Source organism: Merdimmobilis hominis (genome assembly GCF_016901855.1).
In the GTDB taxonomy this organism is placed as follows: Bacteria; Bacillota; Clostridia; order Oscillospirales; family Ruminococcaceae; genus Paludihabitans.
The window spans coordinates 1-12442 of sequence record NZ_JACJKY010000004.1 but is presented as its reverse complement, the minus strand read 5'-3'; the positions used below and the strand labels follow the sequence as shown (position 1 = coordinate 12442).

General features: G+C 51.7%; 13 protein-coding genes and 1 riboswitch. Of the genes, 12 read left to right on the top strand and 1 reads right to left on the bottom strand.

The annotated features are described in order from the left end of the window. Nucleotides 1-13: 13 nt before the first annotated feature. From ilvB to H6A12_RS03135, 5 genes are all read left to right on the top strand, one after another. A complete protein-coding gene (gene ilvB / locus H6A12_RS03155; RefSeq protein WP_204444669.1) occupies nt 14-1681 on the top strand; it encodes a biosynthetic-type acetolactate synthase large subunit in 1668 nt (555 codons plus the stop codon). A 1-nt stretch (nt 1682) separates the two neighbouring features. Next, nucleotides 1683-1958, top strand: a complete 276-nt coding sequence (gene ilvN, locus H6A12_RS03150) for an acetolactate synthase small subunit (protein ID WP_204444668.1) — start codon at nt 1683-1685, stop codon at nt 1956-1958. Nucleotides 1959-2071: 113 nt separating this feature from the next. After that, nucleotides 2072-3895 carry a hypothetical protein gene (locus tag H6A12_RS03145; protein WP_204444667.1) on the top strand — a complete coding sequence of 608 codons (1824 nt, stop codon included), beginning with the start codon at nt 2072-2074 and terminating at the stop codon, nt 3893-3895. A 37-nt stretch (nt 3896-3932) separates the two neighbouring features. After that, nucleotides 3933-5039: a phosphotransferase enzyme family protein gene (locus H6A12_RS03140; protein ID WP_430623628.1), complete on the top strand. Its 1107-nt coding sequence runs from the start codon at nt 3933-3935 to the stop codon at nt 5037-5039. 4 nt (nt 5040-5043) lie between these two features. After that, on the top strand, nt 5044-5262 hold the full coding sequence (locus tag H6A12_RS03135; RefSeq protein WP_204444665.1) for a helix-turn-helix domain-containing protein: 219 nt from the start codon (nt 5044-5046) through the stop codon (nt 5260-5262). A 66-nt stretch (nt 5263-5328) separates the two neighbouring features. Here H6A12_RS03135 and H6A12_RS03130 read toward each other — a convergent pair whose 3' ends face one another. After that, a complete protein-coding gene (locus tag H6A12_RS03130) occupies nt 5329-5517 on the bottom strand; it encodes a hypothetical protein (RefSeq protein ID WP_204444664.1) in 189 nt (62 codons plus the stop codon). A gap of 93 nt (nt 5518-5610) precedes the next feature. Between H6A12_RS03130 and H6A12_RS03125 the strand changes: the two genes are divergently transcribed. From H6A12_RS03125 to H6A12_RS03095, 7 genes are all read left to right on the top strand, one after another. Then, nucleotides 5611-5829, top strand: a complete 219-nt coding sequence (locus H6A12_RS03125; protein WP_204444663.1) for a helix-turn-helix domain-containing protein — start codon at nt 5611-5613, stop codon at nt 5827-5829. Then, nucleotides 5823-6353, top strand: a complete 531-nt coding sequence (locus H6A12_RS03120; RefSeq protein WP_204444662.1) for a helix-turn-helix domain-containing protein — start codon at nt 5823-5825, stop codon at nt 6351-6353. The genes H6A12_RS03125 and H6A12_RS03120 overlap by 7 nt, the downstream gene beginning before the upstream one ends. Before the next feature lie 92 nt (nt 6354-6445). Then, on the top strand, nt 6446-7756 hold the full coding sequence (locus tag H6A12_RS03115; RefSeq protein ID WP_204444661.1) for a glycoside hydrolase family 30 protein: 1311 nt from the start codon (nt 6446-6448) through the stop codon (nt 7754-7756). 35 nt (nt 7757-7791) lie between these two features. Further along, nucleotides 7792-8310 (top strand): nitroreductase, encoded by a 519-nt coding sequence (locus tag H6A12_RS03110; RefSeq protein WP_204444660.1) that lies wholly within the window; start codon nt 7792-7794, stop codon nt 8308-8310. 175 nt (nt 8311-8485) lie between these two features. Continuing rightward, nucleotides 8486-10213, top strand: coding sequence for an ABC transporter ATP-binding protein (locus tag H6A12_RS03105; RefSeq protein ID WP_204444658.1), 1728 nt, complete (start codon nt 8486-8488; stop codon nt 10211-10213). Beyond that, complete coding sequence (locus H6A12_RS03100) at nt 10206-11984, top strand: ABC transporter ATP-binding protein (RefSeq protein WP_204444656.1); 1779 nt, start codon at nt 10206-10208, stop codon at nt 11982-11984. Before H6A12_RS03105 ends, H6A12_RS03100 begins: the two co-directional genes overlap by 8 nt. Before the next feature lie 33 nt (nt 11985-12017). Next, a riboswitch (Fluoride riboswitch) is annotated at nt 12018-12093 on the top strand. Nucleotides 12094-12141: 48 nt separating this feature from the next. Then, a complete protein-coding gene (locus tag H6A12_RS03095) occupies nt 12142-12306 on the top strand; it encodes a hypothetical protein (protein WP_204445010.1) in 165 nt (54 codons plus the stop codon). Nucleotides 12307-12442: the final 136 nt, after the last annotated feature.

Below are 12442 nucleotides of genomic sequence, written 5' to 3'. Positions count from 1 at the left end.
AGGGATTTTTACCATGATGTTATCCGGTGCGGATATTGTTGTAAAAACACTGATCGAGCAGGGGTGCGACGTCGTTTTCGGCTATCCCGGCGGTCAGATTTTAAACGTCTATGATTCGCTGTACCGCTATCAATCGGAAATCACACACATTTTGACGGCGCACGAGCAGGGCGCGGCACACGCCGCCGACGGCTATGCCCGTGCAACGGGAAAAGTCGGCGTTGTGATTGCAACGTCCGGCCCGGGTGCGACCAATCTCGTCACCGGCATTGCGACGGCATATCTCGATTCCATTCCGATGGTTGCCATCACCGGAAACGTGATGACCTCGCAGACCGGCACCGACAGTTTCCAGGAAATCGACATCACCGGCGTAACACTGCCGATTACAAAGCACAACTTCGTCGTCAGCCGTGTTGAGGAGCTCGCCGATACCATCCGCGAGGCGTTCTCGCTCGCCGTTTCCGGCAGACCGGGACCGATTCTCATTGATATTCCAAAAGATATTCAGGTGGCGTCGTGCGAATATGAGCCAAAACCGGCGGTACAGCCTGAGCCTCGCATGCCTGCAAAGGATATCCGCATTGAAGAGGCAGTCGCATGCCTCAAAGAATCGCGCCGGCCGTTTTTGTATTTCGGCGGCGGACTCATCCAAGCGGATGCCGAAGACGAACTGCTTACATTGGCAGAGAAGCTGGATGCGCCGATCGGCTGTTCGCTCATGGGTATTTCCGGCGTATGCACCGATCATCCGCGTTTTCTCGGCATGCAGGGCATGCACGGCCACTATGCGTCGTCGATGGCGATGCATCATGCCGACTGCATTCTGTCGCTCGGTGTGCGCTTTAACGACCGTGTGACCGGCAACCGCGAAAAATTCGCAAAAGGTGCAAAGATCATTCACATCGACATCGACGGTTCGGAGCTTTGCAAAACGGTATCGCCTGCACACGCACTGCGCGGCGATATCAAGCTGACACTTCAGAAAATGATCGCGATGCTCGACAAAACGACGCATCCCGACTGGTGGGAAACAATCCGTGCGCTGCGCGAAACAGAGGAAGAAACACTCGACCACCGCGAAGGCATGACGCCGCGCAATGTGATGCTCACGGTAAACCGTCATCTTCGCGCAAATACGCCGGTTGCCACGGACGTCGGCCAGCATCAGATGTGGGCGGCGCAGTCGCTCCGGTTCCAGCATAAACGCCGGTTTATCTCGAGCGGCGGCCTCGGCACGATGGGATTCGGCATCGGCGCGGCAATGGGCGCGCAGATCGGAACAGGGGAACGCACGGTACTCGTCACCGGTGACGGAAGCTTCGGCATGTGCTTGCAGGAGCTCGCAACCGCTGTGTCCTACCGTTTGCCGGTCGTGATTGTCCTGCTCAATAACGGTGTGCTCGGCATGGTGCGTCAGTGGCAGACGCTGTTTTTTGACCGGCACTATTCAAACACCGTCTTAGACCGGAAAACCGATTTTGTAAAACTCATTCAGGCATTCGGCGGCGACGGCATGCGCGTTAGCACACCAGAAGCGCTCGACGAAGCGCTCACAAAGGCATTTTCTGCGGACGGACCGTATCTGATTGAATGCATGATCGACAAAGACGAATTTGTGCTCCCGATGCTGCCGCCGGGCGGCTCGATGGACGATATTATTGTGAAGGCAGGGGTGTAAGATGGAGAAATTTACGATTGCCGTTTTGGTACACAACCGGTTCGGCGTGCTCAACCGTGTCACAAGCATGTTCCGGCGCCGCCGCTTCAACATCCGCGCTCTGTTCGTAAGTGAAGCCGCGTCCACCGAATATTCGCAGATCGTTTTGACGTTTGAAGGCGATGTGCAGGCAAAAGAACAGCTTGTAAACCAGTTATACAAGCTCATTGACGTCTGTGCCATCAAAGAACTCGACGCATGTGAGCTTCCCGCGATGCCGGTCATTTCGTTTGATTGAATTTTTTTAAAACAGGTGAATCATTTCACCTGTTTTTTTATCGTCTTTTTTGAAAAAATGCGCTATAATGAAGCCAACAAACCAATGTTTAAAGCGAAAAAGGAGGTATTTTCATGGACGAAAAGCTGCTTCCCCGCTATGTCGGAACGGTGCATCCGGACTGTGACGAAGTCCACGGTCGGATTCCGCCTGCGCGCGGCGTCAAATGCTATCAGGTGACGCGTGCAAACGCCCGTCATCCCGAATGGGACGACAACACCGGATACACCTACAAACACGCACCCGACCTGTGCCTGTTTCACGGCAGATACTATATTCAGTACCTGTGCAATCCCGAAAGCGAGCACTTAGGCGCCGGACAGTCGATTCTCGCTTCGTCGGCAGACGGTGTGCACTGGGACCGCTTCACGGTTTCATTTCCGCCGTATCGGATTCCCGCCTGTACCATCACCGACTGCGACGGCAAACAAACCCAGTTTTCCGGTGATACGTTTGCTGTCATGCATCAGCGTATGAGTTTTTATCAGACGAAAACGGGCAGAATGCTCGTATCCGGATTCTACGGCTTTACACCCGAAGCATGGATTTGCCCGTGGGACCGCCGCGGCATCGGCAGGGTGGTGCGCGAGCTGTATGAAGACGGCACGCTCTCCGACATCTATTTTATTTACCCGAACTGGCAGGCAGGCTGGTCGCGCGATCAGCTTTTATATCCGCTGTTTGACGAATGTCCGGATGAAGGCTTCAAAAACGCCTGCAGAGAGCTGCTTTCCGATCGGCTGGCTACCCAGCAGTGGGCAGAGGAAAACGGCGACAAAGACGATATCATCACGATAAAACACGGAAAAAATCAATCGTACCAGGCGTTTTGCTGGTATCACACTGCGCCCGAAACGGTTATCGGCCTGTTTAAGCACTCGTTCTGCGCACGCAGTGACGACAACGGAAACACCTGGTCGCCTGTGCAGAAATCGTGGTCACTCGTGATGAGCGGACAGAAGGTGTGGGGATGCCAGACACCCGACGGCGCCTATGCAATGGTCTATGATCCGACCCTTGAAACACAGCACCGCTATCCGCTGTGCATTACCACCTCAAAAGACGGGCTCGCCTTTGACAACATGCGCCTTGTATGCGGTGATTTAACGCAAAAACGCTATCCCGGTCTGTTCAAAGACTTCGGCTTTCAGTATATGCGCGGCATCTGCGAAGGCATGGACCGTCCGGATGACCGGCTTCTTATCGCCTATTCCGTCAACAAAGAGGACATCTGGATTGCGCATATTCCGACACCGGTCTGCGGCGAAGAAACAGCGCCCGTTCTGCATGAAAGCCTTGCACAGGCGGACACACTTGCAAACTGGAATCTTTACTGTCCGAAATGGGCAAGTGCAGAGCCGCACACAGACGGCCTTTTGATGCGCGATGCAGATCCGGCCGACTACTGCCGGGCAGAGCGTTTGCTTGCATCTTCGGCACGGTGCAGCATCACCGTCGAACTCACACCGAAGCAGGACACGCACGGCTGTCTGTATCTGACGCTGTGCACGGCACAGGGTGCCGATGCGGTTCGGATCGTTCTGCGCGATGACGGCACCGTTTATCTGCGCACAACAACCGAAATTCCTGTCGGCACTTACCGTGCAGACGAAGTGCTGTCGCTCACTGTGCATGCCGACTGCCGCACGTTTTGCTGTACCCTCGAAATAAACGGCGTACCCCTGTGCGAACCGGACGGCACCGTCCGCACATTCCGGTTCATGCGTGCGGCAAACAGCATCTCCCGCTTTGTGCTGCGCACCGGCGCCTATCCGCACACACCGACACTCGACATGGACCCGGAAGAATATCCGAAAGAGGTTCTGCCCGGCATCGACGAACCGGTTTTGGAATCGTCGTACCTCATTCACCGGTTCGATTTTTCTAAAACAGACTGATACTTACCGAATCAACGAAAGGACTGTTTTCATCATGATGGATTTTCAAACGATTGCATCCAAATTTCAGGTGAAGGGGACGTTCATCTTCGGCGAGCCGTTTGGCTGCGGACATATCAACGACACGTATGTGCTCTATTTCAAGCGCGAATTTGAACATCCGCTCCGCTATATCGTTCAGCGCATCAACCATGAGATTTTTAAAGACGTTCCCGCACTGATGAAAAACATCGATGCCGTCACATCGTTCTTAGACAAAAAAGTCACCGAAGCAGGCGGCGATCCTGCGCGTGAAGTTTTAAAGATCGTCAAAACAACCGACGATCAGCTGTTTTACCACGACGAGGACGGCAGCTATTACCGCGCCTATGTGTTTGTCGATGACGCCGTTTGCTTACAGCGTATTGAACAGCCGGAGCATTTTTATCAGTCCGCCAAAGCGTTCGGACGGTTCCAAAAACGATTGAGCGATTTTCCTGCCGAAACGCTCACCGAAACCATCCCCGATTTTCACAACACGCGTGCGCGCTATGAAGCATTTCTCGCCGCGGTTGATGCAGATCTTGCCGGACGGCGCGCATCGGTACAAAAAGAGATTGATTTCGTCAAAGCCCGTGCACAAGACACCGGTGTTTTGCTCGATTTACTGGCATCCGGACAGATTCCGCTCCGCGTCACCCACAACGACACGAAACTCAACAACGTCCTGCTCGACATCGCCACCGGCAATGGCATCTGTGTGATCGATCTTGACACGGTTATGCCGGGACTTGCACACTATGATTTCGGCGACAGCATTCGGTTCGGTGCAAGCAGTGCCGCCGAGGATGAAACCGATCTGTCCAAGGTATTTATGCGGCTTGATTTGTTCGAGCTTTTTTGCAAAGGCTTTTTAGAGGAATGCGGCAAAAACCTCACCCAGACAGAGATCGATTTTCTGCCGTTCGGCGCAAAGCTCATGACATTTGAATGCGGCATGCGCTTTTTGACCGACTATTTAAACGGCGACACCTATTTTAAAATCCACCGTCCCGATCACAACTTGGACCGCTGCCGCACACAGTTTACACTGGTGTTGGATATGGAGAAAAAATACGACGAGATGATGTCGATCGTCAAACGCTGTCAGGCAGATTGCAGGTGACCGCATGGAAATCGATGTATTGGCCAAACGACTAAGGCAATGCAGACGCGAACGAGGACTTACACAAAGTGAAGTGTCCATTTTTTGCGATATCACGGAAAAATCATATCAATACTACGAATTAAAACGGCGCGAACCAAAGCTTTCGATCCTTGTACGCATCGCCGATTTTTACGGCGTTTCGCTCGACTATCTTGTCGGCAGAACCGATCAAAAATGCTGAGTACTTAAAAAACGTACAAACCGCCGCCTCTTAATAAAAAGAGGCGGCGGTTTTTGCGTATTGATTTTACAAAATTTTTTCGTCATCAAAACCATAAGTCAAAAGCGCGTCAGGAAAACACTCCAAATAATAATCGCACTCATCGCAGCAGCATTCTATTCGATTTCCTTGCTCATCATCATGCGTTCCATTTCCTAAACAATTTCTGCCTTCATTTCCCGGTATAAGAACGGTTCCTGTTGTATCGACAATCATCGTAACGCCTCTTTTTCACACTCACAATTGTTAGTATATCTTAAATTGTAATCACCTATACTGTTTGTGTCAAGAACAATTGTAGGTGATCTCATGGAAAACGAAGAATTGGCCAACCGCCTCAAACAGTGCAGAACCGAACGGGGACTCACACAAAACGAAGTTGCCATCTTCTGTGATATTACAGAAAAAGCATATCAAAATTACGAACGAAACCGCCGTGAACCAAAGCTTTCGATCCTTGTACGCATCGCCGATTTTTACGGCGTTTCGCTCGACTATCTTGTCGGCAGAACCGATCAAAAATGCTGAGCGTTTGTACAGACATTCTGCCCGACTTGATCGACGAAATCGTGTCGTTTGACTGCAAAGCGCATCCGATTGTGCGGGCGGTGTTTAAAGCGATTGACGCGGCGATTGCCCGCGGAAAATCCTCTGCCGAACCGCTTGTGTCATCGCTTTCCGAGGTGCTTTTGACGTATGCCGACCAGTGCGGCGTCATTCGCAAAAACAGCAAAGGGCTCGGGCTGGCCGTTTCGTATATTGCATCGCATTTTTCCGAGGAAATCTCGGTCGAAACGCTCAGCGCCTTATGCGGCTATCACGAAAAATATTTCATCCGGCTCTTTTCCGAGGTGTTCGGCCGCTCGCCGTATCAATATCTGATTCACTACCGGTTAAACCGTTCGTGCTACCTGCTCAAAGCAGGTGTTTCTGTGACCGAAACATCATATGCCTGCGGCTACAAGGATGCAAAATCATTTTGCCGGGCGTTTCACCGGATGTTCGGCATCACACCCGGCACCTACGGCAGTTCAAAATGGATTGTCCCGTGATGGTTTTTCGTTGACACGCAAAAATACGGGTGCTATACTGCTCTTAATAAGATGTGCCCGTACACAAATTCAAGAGAAAAAGAGGAATAACAATGAATTTTACCATGTACACGACGACAAAGGAAACGCCGTGGAAGCATGTCGAATCGATGGAAAAAGCGCTCTGTAACACGACGCTTTCGCTCACCGGCGAGACCGATCAGGTCTTTGAGGGATTCGGCGGATGCTTCAATGAGCTTTCCCAAATCGCGATTGAAACACTTCCGAAAGAGGCGCAGGAGGAAATTTACGACGCGCTGTTTTCAAAAGACGCAGACGGCGTGCAGTTTGACTTCTGCCGCCTGCCGATCGGTGCATCCGACTATGCAGAGCGCTGGTATTCGCACAACGAAACAGAGGGCGACTACAAAATGGAGCACTTTTCGATCGAACGCGACGAAAAATATCTGATTCCGTATATTCAGGCGGCAAAAAAACGCAATCCGGCGCTTAAACTGTTTGCGTCGCCGTGGAGCCCGCCGACCTGGATGAAAACACACAAGGCATGCAATTTCGGCACGCTCATTCAGACGGATGAAAACCTCTCCGCGTATGCGCTCTACTTTTTAAAATTCGTCAAAGCCTACGAAGAAAAAGGCCTGCCGATTGCACAGGTGCACGTGCAGAACGAGCCGATGTCGACACAGAAATTCCCGTCCTGCATCTGGACCGGCGAGGAGTTTGCCCGCTTTATCGGCAAATATTTAGGCCCGCTGTTTGAAAAAGAACACGTGGACACGAAAATCTGGCTCGGCACTTTAAACGGCCCGGAATCGGATCACCGGATGCTGTACACCCGCTTTAACGACTATGCAAATCTCGTGCTCCACGATCCGGATGCGGAGCGGTTTGTTGAAGGTGTCAGCTATCAGTGGGCAGGCAAAGCGGCTGTCGCGCAGACCCGCCGCGCATTTCCTGAGAAAAAATACATCCAGAGCGAAAACGAATGCGGTGACGGTCAGAATACATGGGAATATGCACGCTATATCTTCGAGATGTTCGTGCACTACATCACAAGCGGCGTATGTGCCTACACCTACTGGAACATGGTTCTCCCGAAAGAGGGCGAGAGCACCTGGGGATGGAAGCAAAACAGCATGATCACTGTTTCGGCGGACAAAACCGTGTCGTTTGAGCACGAATACTATGTGATGAAGCATTTTTCGCGCTTTGTGGTACCGGGTGCAAAACGGCTCGTATTATCCGGACATTTAAGCTCCAATGCGGTCGCATTCAAAAATCCGGACGATACCATCGTTTTGACGGTGCAAAACCCGTTTGCACGGCCGCTCACATTTACATTCGGCGGGGAAGTCATCACACTCTCGCCCGATTCGTTCAATACAATCGTACTGAATGCATAAACAACCGATCAATCAAAGAAACGGAGGAACGCACAATGGATGCAATGGAAAATTTACTGACCCGCAGAAGTGTCAGAGCATATAAGCCGGATATGATTCCGGACGAAGTGCTCTCAAAAATTCTCGAAGCCGGCACATATGCTGCAACGGGAATGGGCAGACAATCGCCGATTATTCTGGCCGTCACCGACAAATCCACCCGCGACAAGCTTTCAAAGATGAATGCCGCTGTGATGGGCAGCGACAGCGATCCGTTTTACGGCGCACCGGTCGTGCTTGTTGTACTCGCAGACAAGTCGGTCGGCACATACCTGTATGACGGAAGCCTTGTGATGGGCAACTTGATGAATGCCGCACATGCACTCGGCGTTTCAAGCTGCTGGATTCACCGCGCCAAAGAGGAATTTGAAAGCGCAGAGGGCAAAGCGCTGCTTTCCTCACTCGGTATCACCGGCGAATATGAAGGCATCGGTCACTGCATTTTGGGCTATGCGGCAAACGGAGAACCTGCGCCGCGTCCGCGCAAAGACGGCTATGTGCACTGGGTTAAATAACTGAATCGATGTCAAAACCGGAAGGAAATTCTCCTTCCGGTTTTTGCTGTATCCGCCGCTTTGATCTTCTGATTGTGTAAAGCGGCAAAGCGTAGTATAATAAAAATACCAGCTGCCTGTTGTCTTGATACAGACAGGCAGCTTATTATTTTTCTGTTTTCGGGAGGTGTGCGTCATGCGGTCGCTCATGAAATATATCCGTCCGTTTTTCGGCTATATTGCCGCGACGCTCAGCATCAAATTCATTGCTTCGATTGTCGAACTGTTTATCCCCCTCATTCTCGCAACCATCATCGACGACATTGTGCCGACCGGTGATGTGCGTGCAATCTTTTTGTGGGGCGGCATGATGGCACTGTGCGCCGTGACTGCGCTTGTGGGCAACGTGGTCGCAAACCGGATGGCTGCCAAATCGTCCGGCAGTATCACCGAGCACATCCGGCACGATCTGTTTTACAAAATCTCGTTTTTGTCTGCCCGTCAGCTCGACCAGTTCACCATCCCGTCGGCGGTGTCTCGCCTGACCACCGATACATACAACGTAAACCAAATGCTTGCACGCATGCAGCGTCTTGGCGTGCGCGGCCCGATCCTGCTCATCGGCGGCATTATCATCACGATGATTATGGATGCGGGACTGACGATGATTTTGCTGTTAACACTGCCGATCATTGCCGTGCTCGTCTATGCGGTCACGAAAAAGGGTATCCCGCTTTATACCAAACAGCAGGGTGTACTCGACCGGATGGTTCGCGTTGTACAGGAAAACATCACCGGCGCACGCGTCATCAAAGCGCTGTCAAAATCGTCATACGAACGCGCACGCTATGACCGTGTCAACAACGACCTTGCAGACGTGGAACAGCATGCAGGCAATGTCATGGCGATCACAAACCCCGGTTCGACGCTGATTTTGAATCTGGGACTCACACTCGTTGTTGCAGTCGGCGCATTCCGGCTAAATGCAGGGCTCACAAGCTCCGGCGTCATCATCGCATTTTTAAACTATTTTACGATCATCCTAAACGCCATGCTCGGCATCACGCGGATTTTCGTGCTCTGTTCAAAGGGCGAGGCATCCGCAAAGCGTATCGCCGAAGTCCTGCGCACGCCGCAGGATCTGACAGTTGAGCCGGCGGACGAGAAAGAATCCGAAGTGCCCACGCCTGCACACATTGTCTTTGATCATGTGTGTTTTTCATATGAAAAGGTCAAAGCAAACGTCAAGGATTTAAGTTTTTCACTCCGGCGCGGGCAGACGCTCGGCATCATCGGTGCCACCGGCAGCGGCAAAAGCACCATCATCAATCTGCTCATGCGGTTTTACGATGTCGACAGCGGCTGTATCCTGATTGACGGCAAAGACATCCGCACAATCGAACCAACAGCGCTTCAGAAAAAATTCGGCGTTGTATTTCAAAACGATTTTCTGTTCGCCGACACAATCGAAGAAAACATCCGCTATTTCCGCGCGCTTTCCCGCGAGGAAATTGCCGACGCGGCACAGGCGGCACAGGCACAGGAGTTTATTGACACCGTCGGCATGGACTACGGTGTGCTTGCGCGCGGCAACAACTTAAGCGGCGGACAGAAACAGCGTCTGCTCATTGCGCGCGCACTGGCGGCAAAGCCTGAAATCCTGATTCTTGACGATGCATCGTCCGCACTCGACTACAAAACAGACGCCGTTTTGCGCCGGGAACTTTCCCGCCGTCATTTCGGCACAACCTCGATCATTGTCGCACAGCGTATCAGCTCCATCAAAGGCGCGGATATGATTCTCGTACTCGAAAACGGCAGTGTGATCGGCTGCGGCACGCACGATACACTCATGAAGACCTGTGCGGTCTATCAGGAAATTGCAGAAAGCCAGATGGGAGAGGGGGCGCACACAGATGCTTAAAAAGCAGGGCGAAAAGCAGAAAAAAACGATTCTGATCGGCCGGCTGTGGCAGTATTTAAGCCGTCATAAGCTGCTCATCCTCTTAGCGCTTATCTGTATGTTTTCAAGCAACATTTTAGCGCTGTTCGGCCCGAAGCTTTCCGGCAGTGCCATCGACGCCATGGGCATTGACACCGGACAAGTCGATTTCCCTCGTGTCCTTTACTATGTGGGACTCATGACGGTGTTTTACATTGCATCGGCGATTTTATCATATGCGCTGTCACTGCTGATGATCCGGTTGAGCCGCCATGTCATCTACGACATGCGCAAAGACGTATTCGAAAAGCTCTCCGCACTGCCGGTCAGCTTTTTTGACCAATATCAGACAGGTGACATCATCAGCGTCATTTCCTATGACATTGACACGGTGAACCAGTCGTTTTCAAACGACCTCTTGCAGGTATTGCAGAGCATTGTCATCGTCGTATTTTCGCTTGTGATGATGCTGAGCATCGCACCTGTGCTTGTGCTGGTGTTCGTCGTGACGATTCCGCTCTCGATTGTGTTCACAAAATTCATCACAAAGCGCGTGCGGCCGCTGTTTCGCGCCCGTTCGAAAAAGCTCGGCGAATTAAACGGCTTTGTCGAGGAGATGATCGGCGGCCAAAAGACGACAAAGGCATACGGTCAGGAGCAGAAGGTCATCGAACGGTTCGACAAAAAGAACCGCGAAGCCGTCTCAGCATACAACAAAGCCGAATATTACGGCACGCTGACCGGTCCGTCCGTCAACTTCATCAACAACCTCTCGCTTGTGTTTGTGAGCGTATTCGGCGCGCTGATGTATTTAAACGGCAGTGTCGGACTCGGCAACATCTCGTCGTTTGTGCAGTATTCGCGCAAATTCTCCGGCCCGATCAACGAGATCGCCAACATCATCGGTGAACTGCAGTCGGCGTTTGCCGCGGCGGAGCGTGTGTTCCGGCTGATGGACGAAGCACCCGAGATGCCCGACCAATCGGATGCGTCGGTACTGACCGATGTACGCGGCGAAGTGGATGCCGAACATATATCGTTTGGCTATGTTCCGCAGAAAACAATCATCCATGATTTTAACATGCACGCCAAACCCGGCAGTCTTGTGGCAATCGTGGGCCCGACCGGTGCGGGAAAAACGACGCTCATCAACCTGCTCATGCGGTTTTACGATGCAGACAGCGGCACCATCTATGTCGATCAAAATGACATCTATCATGTGACCCGCAGCAGTCTGCGCGGCGCATACTCGATGGTATTGCAGGACACCTGGCTGTTTTACGGCACGATTTTTGAAAACATCGCATACGGAAAAGAAAACGCCACGATGGAAGAAGTCATAAAAGCGGCAAAGGCGGCGAAAATCCACGACTATATCGAAAGTTTGCCCGACGGATATCAGACCGTTTTAAGCGACAACGGCATCAATATTTCAAAGGGACAAAAACAGCTTCTGACCATTGCACGCGCCATGCTGCTAAACGCCCACATGCTGATTCTCGACGAAGCAACCTCAAACGTGGACACCCGCACCGAACAGCAGATTCAGTCGGCAATGCGCGAGCTGATGCGCGGCAAAACGTGCTTTGTCATTGCGCACCGGCTGTCCACCATCAAAAATGCGGACAATATTCTGGTGATCCGAAACGGCGATATTGAAGAACAGGGCACGCATGAAGAGCTGATGGCAAAAGGCGGATTTTACGCAAAACTCTATTACGCACAGTTTGAAACGTACGAAAAAGCGGAATAAACCGGTTGACAAACGAGCAAAAACCGCATACAATAAACGGCAGGGAATGAAGTACTCCCCCGGGAAACCGAAACCGCTTGTTTTTTAAGCTGATGACTTCTGTGATTTTGATTGTCGCAGAAATCATCGGCTTTTTTGCGGCATAAGGAGGATTTTCATGTTAACATCACTCGCACTCATCTTTTTGGTCGGTCTGTCGATGGCGGGCATCTGCCAGTTTTTAAAACTGCCGCGCATCATCGGCATGCTCATCACCGCACCGCTCGGTGCGATCGGCATCGACGCTTCTTACAAACGCTGTCTGCAAAAAGAATCCGCATAACGAAAAACACACGATGCATCAACACGCATTGCACTTGTCAAGAGAAAGTAGACAGTAAAAAGAATATTTATCAGAAGCCCCGTTCGGTTTTAAACTGAACGGGGCTTCTGTAACCCAATGCAGCGGCCGGACGGTG